This window comes from Haloferax sp. Atlit-6N, assembly GCF_003383195.1.
Taxonomy (GTDB): Archaea; Halobacteriota; Halobacteria; order Halobacteriales; family Haloferacaceae; genus Haloferax; species Haloferax gibbonsii.
Map to the genome: position 1 here is coordinate 498464 of NZ_QEQJ01000001.1, position 14240 is coordinate 512703.

General features: G+C 67.6%; 14 protein-coding genes and 1 pseudogene. 8 read left to right on the forward strand and 7 right to left on the reverse strand.

Annotated elements, in window-relative coordinates:
* The first annotated feature begins 47 nt into the window (after positions 1 to 47).
* Positions 48 to 1544: a cryptochrome/photolyase family protein gene (locus DEQ92_RS02530; protein WP_004977340.1), complete on the forward strand. Its 1497-nt coding sequence runs from the start codon at positions 48 to 50 to the stop codon at positions 1542 to 1544.
* A gap of 139 nt (positions 1545 to 1683) precedes the next feature.
* Here DEQ92_RS02530 and DEQ92_RS02535 read toward each other — a convergent pair whose 3' ends face one another.
* The 3 genes from DEQ92_RS02535 to DEQ92_RS02545 form a co-directional block, all read right to left on the reverse strand.
* A complete protein-coding gene (locus tag DEQ92_RS02535; protein WP_004967996.1) occupies positions 1684 to 1878 on the reverse strand; it encodes a cold-shock protein in 195 nt (64 codons plus the stop codon).
* An 84-nt stretch (positions 1879 to 1962) separates the two neighbouring features.
* Positions 1963 to 2544 carry a peroxidase-related enzyme gene (locus tag DEQ92_RS02540; RefSeq protein ID WP_050458946.1) on the reverse strand — a complete coding sequence of 194 codons (582 nt, stop codon included), beginning with the start codon at positions 2542 to 2544 and terminating at the stop codon, positions 1963 to 1965.
* A gap of 77 nt (positions 2545 to 2621) precedes the next feature.
* Complete coding sequence (locus DEQ92_RS02545) at positions 2622 to 3116, reverse strand: metal-dependent hydrolase (protein ID WP_004977344.1); 495 nt, start codon at positions 3114 to 3116, stop codon at positions 2622 to 2624.
* A 96-nt stretch (positions 3117 to 3212) separates the two neighbouring features.
* Here DEQ92_RS02545 and DEQ92_RS02550 point away from each other — a divergent pair, with 96 nt between their 5' ends.
* Positions 3213 to 4427, forward strand: a complete 1215-nt coding sequence (locus DEQ92_RS02550) for a mechanosensitive ion channel family protein (protein ID WP_115820382.1) — start codon at positions 3213 to 3215, stop codon at positions 4425 to 4427.
* 89 nt (positions 4428 to 4516) lie between these two features.
* Entirely contained in the window at positions 4517 to 4654 is a 138-nt protein-coding gene (locus DEQ92_RS23725) for a hypothetical protein (RefSeq protein WP_008092934.1), read from the forward strand.
* Positions 4655 to 4675: 21 nt separating this feature from the next.
* Here the strand turns inward: DEQ92_RS23725 and DEQ92_RS24050 are convergent.
* Together DEQ92_RS24050 and DEQ92_RS02560 are read right to left on the reverse strand one after the other, a co-directional pair.
* Positions 4676 to 4828, reverse strand: a pseudogene (locus DEQ92_RS24050) (plastocyanin/azurin family copper-binding protein); the annotation flags it as partial.
* 69 nt (positions 4829 to 4897) lie between these two features.
* The gene (locus tag DEQ92_RS02560) at positions 4898 to 6490 is read right to left on the reverse strand and encodes a uracil-xanthine permease family protein (RefSeq protein WP_115820383.1); all 1593 of its coding nucleotides are present in this window, start codon (positions 6488 to 6490) and stop codon (positions 4898 to 4900) included.
* A gap of 127 nt (positions 6491 to 6617) precedes the next feature.
* On the opposite strand from DEQ92_RS02560, the gene DEQ92_RS02565 reads away from it, so the two are divergent.
* Complete coding sequence (locus tag DEQ92_RS02565; protein WP_115820384.1) at positions 6618 to 7967, forward strand: MFS transporter; 1350 nt, start codon at positions 6618 to 6620, stop codon at positions 7965 to 7967.
* 39 nt (positions 7968 to 8006) lie between these two features.
* Here the strand turns inward: DEQ92_RS02565 and DEQ92_RS02570 are convergent, their stop codons facing one another.
* A complete protein-coding gene (locus tag DEQ92_RS02570; RefSeq protein ID WP_042662095.1) occupies positions 8007 to 8480 on the reverse strand; it encodes a chemotaxis protein CheW in 474 nt (157 codons plus the stop codon).
* A gap of 249 nt (positions 8481 to 8729) precedes the next feature.
* Here DEQ92_RS02570 and DEQ92_RS02575 point away from each other — a divergent pair, with 249 nt between their 5' ends.
* From DEQ92_RS02575 to DEQ92_RS02590, 4 genes are read left to right on the forward strand one after another with little or no spacing between them, the layout of a single operon-like run.
* Positions 8730 to 9830 (forward strand): chemotaxis response regulator protein-glutamate methylesterase, encoded by a 1101-nt coding sequence (locus DEQ92_RS02575; RefSeq protein ID WP_199522891.1) that lies wholly within the window; start codon positions 8730 to 8732, stop codon positions 9828 to 9830.
* A 2-nt stretch (positions 9831 to 9832) separates the two neighbouring features.
* Positions 9833 to 12058, forward strand: coding sequence for a chemotaxis protein CheA (locus tag DEQ92_RS02580; RefSeq protein WP_115820386.1), 2226 nt, complete (start codon positions 9833 to 9835; stop codon positions 12056 to 12058).
* Complete coding sequence (locus DEQ92_RS02585; RefSeq protein ID WP_115820387.1) at positions 12058 to 12900, forward strand: protein-glutamate O-methyltransferase CheR; 843 nt, start codon at positions 12058 to 12060, stop codon at positions 12898 to 12900. The genes DEQ92_RS02580 and DEQ92_RS02585 overlap by 1 nt, the downstream gene beginning before the upstream one ends.
* Before the next feature lie 3 nt (positions 12901 to 12903).
* Positions 12904 to 13770 (forward strand): CheF family chemotaxis protein, encoded by an 867-nt coding sequence (locus DEQ92_RS02590; RefSeq protein WP_004977353.1) that lies wholly within the window; start codon positions 12904 to 12906, stop codon positions 13768 to 13770.
* Positions 13771 to 13827: 57 nt separating this feature from the next.
* On the opposite strand, the gene DEQ92_RS02595 is transcribed toward DEQ92_RS02590, so the two are convergent.
* Positions 13828 to 14190 carry a hypothetical protein gene (locus tag DEQ92_RS02595; protein ID WP_050458940.1) on the reverse strand — a complete coding sequence of 121 codons (363 nt, stop codon included), beginning with the start codon at positions 14188 to 14190 and terminating at the stop codon, positions 13828 to 13830.
* Positions 14191 to 14240: the final 50 nt, after the last annotated feature.

A 14240-nucleotide genomic window follows, 5' to 3' on the forward strand; every position in this document is an offset into this window, starting at 1 on the left:
AATCGACTGGCCGACACGCTCTTTTCTCCGCCGCCGAAGGGACGCCTATGACCGTCTGGGTCCTCGGCGACCAACTCGACCCGTCGGCCGCGCCGCTGCAGTCCGACGACCGCGTGCTGATGATAGAGGCCCACGCCTTCGGCGACCGACTGCCGTACCACCCCCAGAAGCTCGCGCTCGTCTTCTCGGCGATGCGGCACTTCCGCGACGACCTCCGCGAGCGCGGTTACGAGGTGACCTACGTCGAAGCCGAGACGTTCGGCGAGGGGCTCGACCGCTACTTCGACGCCGCGCCGGGTGACGACCTCGTCGCGATGGACCCGCCCAGTCACGGCGCGGGCGAGCGGCTTCGGGAACTCGTCGCCGCCCGCGGCGGGTCGCTCACGCTCGTCGAGAATGACCTGTTTCTCACGACGCCCGCCGACTTCGACGACTGGGCTGGCGACGCCGACGCCTACCGACAGGAACACTGGTACCGACACGCCCGCCGGGAGACGGGCGTCCTGATGGACGGCGACGGCCCCGTCGGCGGCGAGTGGAACTACGACGACCGGAACCGAGAGACGCCGCCGGAGGGGTGGACGCCGCCCGAGGCCCCGCGGTTCGAACCGGACGAGACGACGCGCGAGGTCATCGGGTTCGTCCGCGAGCGCTACCCCGACGCGTGGGGGTCGCCAGAACCGTTCGTCTGGCCGGTGACGCGCGAGGAGGCGAAGCAGGCGCTGTCGCACTTCGTCGAGGTCCGCCTTCCCGAGTTCGGCCCGTATCAGGACGCGATGGTCGACGGCGAGTGGGCGCTCTGTCACTCCCTGCTGTCGGCGGCCATCAACCTCGGCCTGCTCCACCCGCGCGAGGCGGTCGAGGCGGTCGAGGAAGCTTACGAGGCGGGCGACGCCCCGCTCAACAGCGCCGAGGGGTTCGTCCGGCAGGTCCTCGGCTGGCGGGAGTTCGTGCGGCACGTCTACCGGCGGTCGATGCCCGAACTGGCCGCGGCGAACCAACTCGACCAGACCGAATCGCTCCCGGAGGCGTACTGGACCGGCGAGACGGACATGCGCTGTCTCTCGGAGGCCGTGGGTCACGTCCGCGACCGCGGCTACGCCCACCACATCGAGCGCCTGATGGTGCTTTCGAACTTCGCGCTCGTCTACGGGGTCGACCCGGCGGAACTCGACCGCTGGTTCCACCTCGGCTTCGTCGACGCGTACCACTGGGTGACGACGCCGAACGTGGTCGCCATGGGCTCGTTCGGCACCGACGTGCTCTCGTCGAAGCCCTACGCCTCGTCGGGGAACTACGTCAACGAGATGTCCGACTACTGCTCGTCGTGTCCCTACGCGGTGTCGAAGACGACCGGCGAGAACGCCTGCCCGTTCAACGCGCTCTACTGGGACTTCCTGAAGGAGAACGAAGAACGCCTCCGGGGAACGGGCCGGATGGGGCTCATGTACTCCCACGTCGACCGGAAGGACGACGACGAGTGGGACGCCATCCGGGCGCGGGCCGACGAGATTCGGCGGATGGGCCGAGCGGGAACGCTCTGAGGCGAGCGACCGGAGCGACGACGAGCGACCACGACCCGACCGAGGCCGGCGACCGCGGGGCGCGAACGCCGCGGCTGGCGGGGTGAAAATGCAGAACTCTGTTCGCTGTCGAGTCGTCGTCGGGCGGAACGCGCCGGACTCAGAGTCGCGTGACGTTGACCGCTCGCGGGCCCTTGTCGGCCTGCTCGATGTCGAACTCCACTTCTTGGCCCTCTTCGAGGTCGGGGCCGCCGATGTCCTCCATGTGGAAGAACACGTCGTCGTCGTGGTCTTCGGTCTCGATGAAGCCGTAGCCGCCGGAGGACTTGAAGAATGCAACCTTACCTTTCGCCATTGCGTGTCGAAATGCACCGCTATCGGCCATAAGGATTCCGCCGATTGCTACCACAGACCGTGGTACTGTTTACTACCCTCCGAGTCAGTCGTCGCGCGGCTCTCGGCCGAGCGTGTGGAACTCCTCGTTCGGCCGCATGTCGGCGAACATCGCCATGCGGTTGCTGAGGTTGAAGAAGGCCGTGACCGCGCCGATGTCCCAGACCGCCTCCTCGGAGAAGCCGGCGTCGCGGAGTCGCTGCAGGTCGTCCTCGCCGACCTCGACGGGCGACTCGGTGAGTTTCACCGCCACGTCGAGCATCGTCTTGTGCTTCTCGGGGATGTCGGCGGTGCGGTAGTTGGCGACCAGTTGGTCCGCGAGCAGCGGGTCTTTCGCGTAGATGCGGACCAGCGCGCCGTGGGCGACGTTGCAGTAGTAACAGTGGTTGACGCCGGAGACGGCCACGATTATCATCTCGACCTCGTGGCGTTCGAGGTCGGTGTCCTCGACGAGGGCGTCGTGGTACTCGAAAAAGGGCCGGAAGTGCGAGGGCTTGTACGCGAAGGCGGCGAAGACGTTCGGGGTGAAGCCGGCGCGCTCGGTCTCGTCGTCGATGCGCTCGCGCAGGTCGTCCGGGAGGTCGTCGCGGTCGGGCACCGGGAAGCGGCGCATGGCGTCGTCGTCCATGCGTCTCCGCTCTCCCGGGCGGACCTTAACGATTCCTCAGGTTCGAGGGGCGCTCGCCGTCCCGAGTCCGGGGTCGCTCAGAGCGCGACCGAGAGGTACGCCGCCGCGGCCACGGCGAACACGCCGACGGCGAACAGGCCGTAGTTGGCGACGGTGTTGTCCGCGGTCCACAACGAGAGCGTGAACTTCCGGGACGAAAGCGGCCACAAGGGGCGGATGCCGGCCGGCGTGAGCACGTCGGCCAGGAGGTGCGCGAGGACGGTGAGCGCGCCCACGGCGAAGCCGAACGCGCCGAGCGCCGTCGCCGCGGCCTCGGGTTGGCCGGCGTTGCTGGCGAGGAGGTACGCGCCGCCGCCGCCGACGCCGCCGACGAGGGCCGCAAACAGGACCGTGTGGGTCGGCCCGCGGTGGGAGATGCCGGGGACGCGCATGTCGTAGTCGGGGAGCATCGCCAGCCAGCACATCGCCGCGCCGGCGGCGAACGCGAGTTCCGGGCGGCCGGCCTGCACGAGCGCGAAGCCGAGGGGGGCGAACACGAGGAGCGAGACGCCCCAGTGACCGAATCGGTACATCTGGTGTGCCCTCGCGCCCGCGGCGAACAAAACCTTTCGGCCTCCGCGACCGTCAGGGGAGCAATCGTTATCCCCGGTGGCCGCGATTTCCGCGGCATGAGCCAACACCTCTCGTCGTTCCTCTCGGGCCTGTCGGCGCTTGAGGTGACGGCCCTCGTGCTCCTCATCTCGGTCGGCGGCGCGTTCGTCATGGAGAAGGTGGTCATCCGCCTCCTGTTTCAGTACACCAGCCGAACCGAGACCTCGCTCGACAACATCGTCGTCCAAGAGCTTCGGTGGCCCATCGTCGTCACCGTCTCGTTGACCGGTATCTTCCTGTTCTCCAGGGCCCCCGCGGTCGCCGAGGCGCTCGTCGTCGATTCGGCGACGCTCAACGACTTCTTCGGCCTGCCGTCGCTGTCTGTCGGCATCGTCGTCTGGGCGTGGGCGCTCAACCGCCTCGTCAACCGCCTCGTCGAGGCGGTCAAGGACAAGGGCAGTCGCTACGACTTCGCGCCCGTCTTCTCGAACGTCTGGACCATCGTCGTCTCGGTCGGAACCATCGGCGCGCTGCTGTACATCTGGGGCATCGAAATCACGCCGCTTTTCGCCGGCGCGGGCATCGCCGGCATCGCCGTCGGCTTCGCCGCGAAAGACACCGTCGCCAACTTCTTCGGCGGCATCGCGCTGTACTTCGACGACACCTACAAAATCGGCGACTACGTCGTCCTCGACTCCGGCGAGGCGGGCACCGTCGTCAAGGTCGGCATCCGCTCGACCACGCTTCTCACCCGCGACGAACTGCTCGTGACGGTGCCGAACTCGGTGCTCAACGCCGCGAAAATCATCAACGAGTCCGCGCCGAACCGCCGCCGCCGGCTGAAGGTCCCGGTCGGCGTCGCCTACGGAACCGACGTGGACGAGTTCGAGGAGTTGCTGACCGAACTCGCGCTCGACGAGCCGCTTGTCCTCGACGCGCCGCGTCCGCGGCCGCGGTTCCGCCGGTTCGGCCCCGACGCGCTGGAGTACGAACTCGTCTGTTGGGTCAACAGCCCGCTCAAGCGCGGAAAGGCGACGCACAACCTCAACCGCGAGATATACAAGCGCCTGAACGACGCGGGCATCGGGATTCCGTTCCCCCAGCGAGACGTTCACGTCCACTCGACGGACACCGAAGCGACCCGGCAGTCGCCCGCGGCCGGACTCTCGAACGGTGGGGTCCGGCAACCGGCTCGCACCCCCGACATGGCGAGCGAGGGCACGGCCGACGAAGTCGCGGACGCGGACGCGGAAGCGACGACGGACGAAGACGACAGCGCCGACGACGAGTGAGCGCCCGGAGCCGTCCGCCGCGCCCGCCGGGAGCACCCGCGATGACCGCCCGCCGGGAACGTTAACCGCAGCGCGGCCGTGGCTTGGATATGCTCCAACTCGGTCCCGTGGACGGACTCATCGAGACGTTCGGTCCCTTCGCCATTCCGGCCTTGCTGTTCGTCGCCGGGTTCGTCGGCTACCTCGTGCTCGTCGCGCTCGGGCGGACCGGGCGCGACGAGACCTGAGCCTGCTCCTCGACGACGAGACTACTCCTCGACGGCGATAGTTCCCGTCATGCCGGCGGCTTCGTGAGGCACGCAGTAGTACGCGTGCTTGCCGACCATCTCGAAGGTGTGGACGGAGGACTGGACCGCGCCCTTGCCCTCGCTCCATCCGGTCTCGGCCGCGGTCGAATTCTCGGTCGACTGGCCGTTACAGCCCGCGAATCCCGCGGTAGCGACTGCGAGTTAAAAAATTGTCAGGGCGGCTCAGTCGGCCGTCGCCGACTCGTCGCCGCGGAACCGGTCCAGCGCCGACTCGAAGTCGCCGTCGTCTTCGACGGTGTCTTCCCACTCTTCGAGGCCGCGCTCGGCGCGGGTGCCCGCGATGGTGTTGTCGAAGAAGAAGGCGATGAGGCCGCCGACTGCCATACCGGTCGAACCGATGACGAAGACGGTGTCGGCGACGAGTTGGGTCCCGAGGACGGGGCCGACGAGCGCGACCTGCCGCATCCCCTCGCGGAACGCCGCCGCGCTCCCGACGTTACCCATGTAGGCGGGGACGGCGAGGCCGGCGAACATGGCGACGCCGACGATGAACACGTTACGCGAGGAGTCGAGGTCGACGTACTTCAGGTTCGAGAGGCCGACGGCGACGATTTGGCCGAACATGGCGACGTAGAGGCCGCCGACGATTGGGTCGGGAATCGTCGCGATGAGCTGTCCGAAGTAGCCGACGAAGCCCATGACGAGCATCACGACTGCGCCGACCTGCACGACGTAGCGGGAGGCCACGCCCGTGAGACCGATAGCGCCGATGTTCTCGGAGTAGGAGGTCGAGCCGCTGCCGCCCATGACGGCCGAGAAGACGTTCATCACGCCCTCCATGCCGATGCCGTGGTTGATGCGGCGCTCGGAGGGCGCGCCGACGCCCGAGAGCCGGGCGACGGCGTGGTAGTCACCGAAGGACTCGACCATCGAGGCCGCGACGCCCGCGAGCATCCCGATGATAAAGGAGGTCGTGAACTGCGGGATGCCGAAGGCGACCGAGCCCACGACGGGAAGCGCGACCGTCGTCGTCCCCGCGCCGCCCGCGAAGCCCCACTGCAGGGGGTAGATGGTCATGAGCGCCGGGGCCTCGACGACCGTCTGGAGGTTCACGTAGCCCGCCGCGCCGGGGGCGATGACCCCCGCGACCGAGAGGCCGGCGGCGACGACGTACGAGACGATGACGCCGAGCAGCACCGGGAACAGCTTGAACGCCGGGTGCGCGGTGTCGAGGTACTGCGAGAACAGGACGATGAGCGCGAGCGTCAGGCCGAGGAGCCACCAGTTGTTGGTCGCCGACGCGACCTGCGGGGCGTTGAAGAGCGACAGCCCGATGAGCGCGATGGTCGGCGCGATGACGACCGGCGAGATGAACTTTCGGAGACGTCCGAGCAGGCCGAAGTAGCCGACGAACACCTCGACGACGGCCGCGACGATAATCGCGCCCTGCAGTTGCAAGAGGGCGCTCTGCCACGCGACGCCCGACTGGTCGGCCGCCGTCGCTACGCCGATGACGGCGAGCGCCGGTGCGAGCATCGAAAACGGTGCCCCTTGCACGATGGGGTAGCGGTTCCCGAACGTCGTCTGCATCAACGTCGCGATGCCGGAGACGACGAAGAACGTCCCGACGAACCGCGGAATCACGTCGGCGGGCATGCCGAGGGCTCCGGCGAGGATGAGGGGGACGGCGATGTTCGCGCCCACCATGGTGAGGTAGTGTTGGGCGCCGAGAAGGAGAGCGGTCGGAAGGGGTGGTTTGTCGTCGATACCGTACTGCACGAACGAGGAGGGAGAGGAGTCGTCCGTCACGACCATCCCCCCGTGTGTGGTGGTTCGCTCCCGAGCATGGTTGTCCGAGGATTTTGTTCAGACTATATATGTCCTGCTTTTCGCGCGCGTTCGGGGGGTAACGACTTTGTTTCACCGGTTTCATTCGTGACGCGTGACCGACCGACACGGACGTTCGAAGACGGGGAACCGCGACCGGTGGCTGTTCGGTTGGGCGCTGGGCTACGCCGCGGTGGGCGCGTCGTCGCTCGTCGTCCCGCTGTACGCCATCGAACTGGGAGCGAACGCGCTGTTCGTCGGCCTCATCGCCGCGACCGCCGCCTTCGCCGGCGCGCCGGGCGCGGTGCTCTGGGGCCGGCTGGCCGCCCGCGCGAAGCGCAGGCGACCGTTCATCCTCGTCGCGCTCGTGGCGACCGCCGGCGCGCTCTTCCTCACGGCCACCGTGTCGTCGCCGGCCGCGGTCCTCGTCGCCAACGCCCTGTTGTGGTTCGTCGTCGCCGCGGCCGCGCCGGTGTTGAACCTCATCGTCGTCGAGGGCGTCCCGTCGAAGGACTGGGACCGCCGCTTCGGCGTCCTCAACCACTATCAGGGGTACGGCTGGCTCGGCGGCCTCGTCGTCGGCGCGGTCTGGTCGGCGCTGGCCCCGCGCCTGTTCGGTCTCGACGCGCTCGCGGTCCAGCGGCGGTTCCTCGTCGCGGCCGCGGTCGCCGCCGCGCTCGGTGCCGTCCTCGTCCGCGTCTGGTACCCCGAACGCTCGACGCTGTCGGCGCGGCGGTTCGCCCGTGTGTCGGCCAGTATCCGCCGACAGAGCGGCCTCGTCGGGCGTTCGGTCCGCGCGGTCCCGTACGGTCCCTCGCGGCTCTACTGGGCGCTCCAGAGCCTCGACCTCGACGACCTCCGGGCGCGGATGAGTCCCGAACTCCTCCGGTACCTCGCGGCCGCGACGCTGTTCTTCGTCGGCTTCTCGGTCTTCTTCGGGCCGCTGCCCGCGTACCTCGTCGGCTCCGGCCGGTCCGCCGACGAGGTGTTCGCCCTGTTCGTCCTGTCGAGTCTCGGGTCGGCGGTGAGCTACGCGAAGGTCGGCGCGTTCGCGGCGCGACACGACCCCCGTCGCCTCCAGGCCGGCGCGCTGGCGACCCGCGGACTCGCCTTCCCGGCGGTCGCCGTCGTCGGCACGCAGTTCGCGGCGCTCGCCGCGCTCGTCACCCTCGGCGCGACGTTCCTCGTCATCGGCGTCACGTGGGCGGTCATCGCGGTGACGGCGACCGGGATGGTGACGCGACTCGCGCCCGACCGGATTCGCGGGGAGGCCCTCGGCGCGTACACGGCGCTTTCGAGCCTCGGCGGCGGGGTCGGCTCGGCGCTCGGCGGGTTCGTCGCCGACGCCGCCGGCTACGTCGCCGCGTTCGGCCTCGCGGGCGTCGTCGTGGGTTGTGCGCTCGTCGTGGTGTTACTCACCGGCGGGCGGGGCGTCGCGGCGGGAGAGCAGTCGCTCGCCGATTAGGTTCTCGAAAACGAGAGCGGGGCCGGTCGCAGAACGTCCCTACTCGATGGCGTGCACCGGCGAAATCCAGACGACGAGGTCGCCGTCGCGCTTGATGACGCCCTCGATGGAGTCGTCTTTTTCGAGCGGCGGGTCCTCCACGTCGTCCATCGAGACGCGCACGACTTGGTACACCTCGTCGACGAGCCAGCCGGTCGCGGCCTCGTCTTCGAACTTGTTGGGGTCGAAGATGACGATGCGCTTCGACTCGCCCTCGTCGTCGATGCTGAGAAGCGACTTCGGGTTGATGATTGACGTGGTCCGCCCGCGGAGGTCCATCACGCCCTCGACGTAGTCCGGCGCGTTCGGAACCGCCGTGAGCTGGCCCTTGTCGACGATTTCGCTCACGTACTCGATATCGACGCAGTACGTCTCCGGGCCGAGTTGGAATTCCAGCACCTGTACTTCTTCGGCGGAGTCCTCCGCGTCGGTCTCGTCCGCGCTCATCTCGGTCGTGATTGCATCTTGTCGCATGGTCATCCCCGGCGGCGACATCCGCCGCCACCTGTCTGCTTCAGAGTGGTGAGATTCAGCGTATAAAGATACGTACCCGATTATCAGCCGTGATTATCCTCGCCGAGTGTTTATATACCCGATTTCCGAACCTCGGAGGTAGATGAGCGGTCAACGAAACGGCACACTAACGAATCCACCGAGCCCTCGGCGGGGGGGCCACTCGGCGTCGTCGAGTTCCCGCCGACCCGGAACCGCCGGGTGGGGACGATGAGCGCGTCCGCCGGCGCGGAGCCGACTCGCGCGGTCGTCGTCGACGACTCGCGGTTCATGCGGACGCTGATTCGCACGCTCCTCGAAGACGCCGACGTCGAGGTCGTCGCCGAGGCGGCCGACGGCCGCGAGGCGATTTCGGTGGTCGAGGCGAACCGACCGGACGTCGTGACGATGGACATCGAGATGCCCGAGATGAACGGACTCGACGCGGTCGAGGCCATCATGGAGGAGTGTCCGACGCCCGTCCTCATGCTCTCGGCGCACGCCGAGGAGGACGCCGATGTGACGTTCGAGGCGCTCGACCGGGGGGCGGTCGACTTCGTGACGAAACCGGGCGGCGAGGTCACCTCCGAGATGCCCCGCGTCAAGCGGGAACTGGTCGAGAAGATTCAGTCCGCCGCGGCGGTCGACCTCTCGGCGACGCGCCGGGGCTCCCGGCCGCCGAAGACGGAGCCGAAGTCGACGGCGACCGCGGGGTCGAAACCGGCGTCTTCGGGGACGAGCGGGTCGCTGCCGACCGAGGGCTCGACGCTGATTATCGGCGCGTCCACGGGCGGGCCGAACGTCGTCGAGCGGTTGCTCGCGGCGCTCCCCGAGGAGGCGGGCCTCCGCGTGCTGGTCGTCCAGCACATGCCGGCCGGCTTCACGAAGCGCTTTGCGGCGCGGCTCGACGGCCGCTGTGACTACGAGGTCCAAGAGGCGAGCGACGGCGAGCGAATCGGCCCCGGGCAGATTCGCATCGCGCCCGGCGGTTCCCACCTCCTCGTGACCGGCGACCGGGCCGGACGTCTCCGGCTCGAACTCTCCGACGACGAGCCGCTTCACGGCGTCAAACCGGCTATCGACCTCACGATGGCGTCGGCCGCGGAGGCGGTGGACGCGCCGCTGGCCGGCGTGCTCCTCACCGGCATGGGCCGCGACGGCGTCGAGGGGATGACCCGAATCAAGCGGGCGGGCGGCCACACGGTCGCACAAGACGAATCGACCTCCGCGATCTTCGGAATGCCGAAGCGGGCCATCGAGGCCGGCTGTGTCGACACCGTCTCGGCCGACGGGCGAATCGCAGACGAAGCACTCCGCGGGCTCACTACCTGACCATGGACGAAGAACTCTACCAAGCATTCATCACCGAGAGCGAAGAGAGCATCACGCAGTTGAACAACTCCCTGCTGTCGCTGGAGTCGAACCCGGACGACACCGAGGCCATCGACGACATCTTCCGGCAGGCCCACACGCTGAAGGGGAACTTCGGGGCGATGGGATTCGACAACGCCGCGACGGTCGCCCACGCCGTCGAGGACCTCCTCGACGAGATTCGCCACGAGCGACTCGACGTGACGGCCGAGCGGATGGACCTCGTCTTCGACGGGATGGACCTCATCGTGGAGATTCTCCACGACATCGAGGAGAACGGCGAGTCCACCATCGACCCGACCGACACGGTCGAGGAGATTCGCGCCGCCGTCGAAGACGGAGGTGACGCGGGAAACTCGAACCCGGCGGCGTCTGACGAGGCCGACCGCGAGTCGGTCGACCTCGACTCTCTCGCCGCCGACTGCGTCGACGCCGATGCGCTCGATGCGACCACGCTCACCCACGCCCACGTCGAACTCGACGCGGGCCAGATGAAGGGCGTCGACGCCGGCATCTTCCTCAGTAGCATCCCGGAAGAACTCGACGTGGTCGGGGCGAACCCGAACCGCGACGCCATCGAAGACGGCGAGTTCGGCGACGGCTTCGACCTGTTCGTGGCCGAGCGCGACGCCGCCGTCGTCGAAAGCGAACTCGGCGGGCTCTGGAAGGTCTCGACGGTCGAGACGACCGACGTGTCCGACGCGCTCGCCGCCGGCGACGAGGCCGCGGACGCCGACGACGCTCCGGCGGCCGAGTCGGAGGTTGACGCCGACGTTGACGCCCCGGCATCGGACGACTCCGACCGGTCTACTGACGCCGACGGCGCTGTCGACAGTGACAGTGATAGCGACGCTGCGTCCGACGACGCACCCAGCGTCGACGACGGGAGCGAAGGAGACGCCGACGAGGCCGAGTCGACCGAGAGCGACGAAGAATCGGAGTCCGGCACGGAGAAGAAAAAGGAGGCACGCTCCATCTCCGCGGTCAAGTCCGTCCGCGTGGACGTCGACCAGCTCGACGAACTCCACGAACTCGTCGAGCAGTTGGTCACGAGCCGCATCAAGCTCAGAAACGCCATCGACGTGGGCCAGACGACCGCGCTCGACACGCTCGACGAACTGGACAAGATATCCTCGAACCTCCAGAACACCGTGATGGACATGCGGCTCATCCCGCTGAAGAAGGTGTTCGACAAGTTCCCCCGGCTCGTGCGCGACCTCGCCCGCGAGCAGGACAAACGCGTCTCGTTCAAGGTCGAGGGCGCGGACATCGAACTCGACCGCACCATCCTCGACGAGATTTCCGACCCGCTGATGCACGTCCTCCGGAACGCCGTCGACCACGGCATCGAAGCACCCGACGTGCGCGAGGAAAACGGCAAGTCCCGCACGGGGACCATCAGACTCTCCGCGCGCCGCCAACACGACACCGTCATCGTGACCGTCGAGGACGACGGCGGCGGTATCAACGCCGACGCCGTCCGCGAGAAGGCCGTCGACAAGGGCGTTGCGACCCGCGAGGAGGTGAACCAGATGCCCGACAGCGAGGTGTACGACTACATCTTCCACCCCGGCTTTTCGACCAACGACGAAATCACGGACGTGTCCGGCCGCGGCGTCGGCATGGACGTGGTGAAGACGACCGTCGAATCGCTCGACGGCTCGGTGTCGGTCGAGAGCGAACCCGGCGAGGGAAGCACGTTCAACATCCGGCTGCCGGTGTCGGTCGCCATCATCAAGGTGCTTTTCGTGCAGGTCGAAGACCGCGAGTTCGGCGTCCCCATCAAGTACATCGACGAGATAAGCCGGCGCGACCGCGTCCAGACGGTCAGCGGCGCGGAGGTCATCGTCCACGAGGAGACCATCTTCCCGCTGATTCGGCTCCGCGAGGCGCTCGAAATCGACTCGCCCGAACCCGACGACGGCATGGTGGTTCGCATCCGTCCCGACGACAGGCAGGTCGCGCTCCACTGCGACGGCGTGACGAAACAGGAGGAAGTCGTCGTGACGCCCCTGCAAGGACCGCTGTCGGGCGTCGGCGGGCTGTCGGGAACGGCCGTCATCGGCGACGGCAACGTCATCCCGATTCTGGACGTCTCGACGCTCGAACTCCCCGCCGACGGCCAACAGGCGATGCGCGAGTTCGACCCGAGCCAGCTCCCCGACACCGCCGAGGAGGCGGCCGACTGATGCCCTCGTCGGCGACCGACGACCCGGCGTTCGGCCGGCTCTTGGACTACATCGAAGACTCCCTGCAGTTCCAGACGAGTTCGTACAACGACGCCTACCTCGACCGCCGAATCTCCGCGCGGATGCGGCGGCGACGCGTCGACGACTACGGGTCGTACCACGACCTCCTCACCGACGACGAGGAAGAACAGCAGGCGCTCCTCGACGCGCTGTCGGTCAACGTCACGAGTTTCTTCCGCAATCCCGAGGTGTGGGAGGCGCTCCGCGGGGTGCTCCGCGACCTGAGTTCGCGGGGGAGCCGCCACGACCCCATCAAGATATGGAGCGCGGCCTGCTCGGACGGCCGCGAGGCCTACTCGCTGGCGATGCTCGCCCACGACGACGACCGCGTCGACGAGCGCCGCATCGAAATCGTCGGTACGGACATCAAACGCGAGATTCTCCGCGCCGCCAGGGCGGGCGAGTACCGCGCCTCCGAGACCAACGACGTGGGCGAACAGCTCGACCCCATCGGCCGCTGGGAGCGCTTCGTCGACCGCGACGACGACACCTTCCAGGTGAAAGACGCCGTCACCGACATGGTCCGCTTCGAGCGACGCGACCTCATCCGCGAGGAGCCGCCGGGGACGTTCGACCTCGTCGTCTGCCGGAACCTGTTCATCTACATCAACGCCGAGTCGAAGCGGGCGGTCTTCGAGACGCTCGGCTCCGCGCTGAAGCCGGACGGGTACCTCACCATCGGTATGACAGAGACCATCCCGCCGACGTGTAGACAGCAGTTCGATCCCGTCGAGAAACGACTCCGCATCTACCGCGCGAGCGACGCCGCGGTCGGGAGGTGAGCGATGAAACCCGGTGAGCAAAAACTCGGAGACACCCGCGGGCGGTTCCTTCAAGTCATCAAGAACGGCCGGGAGATACACGACGTCGACTGGACGAGCGGCCGAATCCTGCTTTCGAACAGGCGGCTCATCCTCGCGGGCACGGGCGGCAAGCGGACGATTCAGCTCTCGAAGATACAGGAGTTCGGCGGCCGGTACGACGTGAACCAGCGCATCGCGACCGTCTCCGACTACTTCAGCGTCCACATCCCGTCGGGCGTCGTCCTGCTCGCGCCCGTCGACTACGACGAGTTCGAGACGGACTTCTTCGGGGCGCTCCTCAACACCGAGCAGTTCCTCGCGCGACATCCCGCAGTCGCCGGCGGCGTCGTCCAGAACACCGAGTGGGAAAAGTCCCGGCTCAAAGTCGAAGCGGAGGCCGTGAGCATGGCGACCGTCGGCGGCAAGTTCGTCGAGGTCCGCCTCGACGACATCGGCGACGTGAAGACCGGCGAGCGAACCATCGTCGACGAACACCGGAGCGTCATCGAGGTCGAACACTCCGACGACGAGGGGACGAGCCTCCAGACGTACATCTCCGGCTCCGACCGCGCCGTCAGTTTCCTCTACACGCTCCTCCGCGAGGGCGAGGAGCTTTCGGAGACCTCTATCGAGCTGAGCGAGACGGACAAACAGGTCCTCACGGCGCTGTACTCCGGCGTCTCCCCGTTCGACATCCCCAGCTTCCTCGGCCTCGACGTGGACGAAGTCGAGGAACTCTTTCAGCGGCTCATCGACCACAACGTCGTCGAGGAGATTCGCGTCCGTCACGAGGTGCAGCTCAACGCCCGCGGCCGCAGCATCGCCTCCGACGCCATCAACGAACAGTAGTCAGCACTCGGTTTTTCGCGGCGCAGTCGCCGGACGGAGAGCGACGCGTCGCACTCGTCAGTCGTCGCTCGCGCGCCGCGAGGCGCGTTCGAGCGCGATTCCGGCGTAGACGCCTCCCAACCAGACCCCGGCTAAGAGAACGATGCCCCGCACGCGCTCGCCGGGTTCGAAGCCTAGACCGTGAATCGCAAGAATCGGTAACAGAGCGCTCAAGACCCCGATTATCGTGTACCAGAAGTGGTCGTTCGGCCCGGACCACCGCCAGCGGTACGCGGGAAAGGCAACGAACCCGAAGCCAGCGATTGTGTACGTGAGAAGCAGGGTGACGCCGACCAACGCGTTGCCGTGTCGGAAGCCGAAGGAGTAGCTGACCGCACTTCCGATTCCCAGTCCGACGAGCGCCGAAGTCCGCGTCCGCATAGTGACAGAATTGGTTGTGGGACTGATAGTTCTTCGCAACTACCGGACGG

Coding starts and splice junctions, on each gene's coding strand:
- DEQ92_RS02580 (WP_115820386.1), top strand. CDS start 9,833: ATGGACGAAGAACTCTACCAAGCATTCATCACCGAGAGCGAAGAGAGC.
- DEQ92_RS02570 (WP_042662095.1), bottom strand. CDS start 8,480: ATGCGACAAGATGCAATCACGACCGAGATGAGCGCGGACGAGACCGAC.
- DEQ92_RS02550 (WP_115820382.1), top strand. CDS start 3,213: ATGAGCCAACACCTCTCGTCGTTCCTCTCGGGCCTGTCGGCGCTTGAG.
- DEQ92_RS02590 (WP_004977353.1), top strand. CDS start 12,904: ATGAAACCCGGTGAGCAAAAACTCGGAGACACCCGCGGGCGGTTCCTT.
- DEQ92_RS02545 (WP_004977344.1), bottom strand. CDS start 3,116: ATGTACCGATTCGGTCACTGGGGCGTCTCGCTCCTCGTGTTCGCCCCC.
- DEQ92_RS02575 (WP_199522891.1), top strand. CDS start 8,730: ATGAGCGCGTCCGCCGGCGCGGAGCCGACTCGCGCGGTCGTCGTCGAC.
- DEQ92_RS02540 (WP_050458946.1), bottom strand. CDS start 2,544: ATGGACGACGACGCCATGCGCCGCTTCCCGGTGCCCGACCGCGACGAC.
- DEQ92_RS02595 (WP_050458940.1), bottom strand. CDS start 14,190: ATGCGGACGCGGACTTCGGCGCTCGTCGGACTGGGAATCGGAAGTGCG.
- DEQ92_RS23725 (WP_008092934.1), top strand. CDS start 4,517: ATGCTCCAACTCGGTCCCGTGGACGGACTCATCGAGACGTTCGGTCCC.
- DEQ92_RS02560 (WP_115820383.1), bottom strand. CDS start 6,490: ATGGTCGTGACGGACGACTCCTCTCCCTCCTCGTTCGTGCAGTACGGT.
- DEQ92_RS02530 (WP_004977340.1), top strand. CDS start 48: ATGACCGTCTGGGTCCTCGGCGACCAACTCGACCCGTCGGCCGCGCCG.
- DEQ92_RS02535 (WP_004967996.1), bottom strand. CDS start 1,878: ATGGCGAAAGGTAAGGTTGCATTCTTCAAGTCCTCCGGCGGCTACGGC.
- DEQ92_RS02585 (WP_115820387.1), top strand. CDS start 12,058: ATGCCCTCGTCGGCGACCGACGACCCGGCGTTCGGCCGGCTCTTGGAC.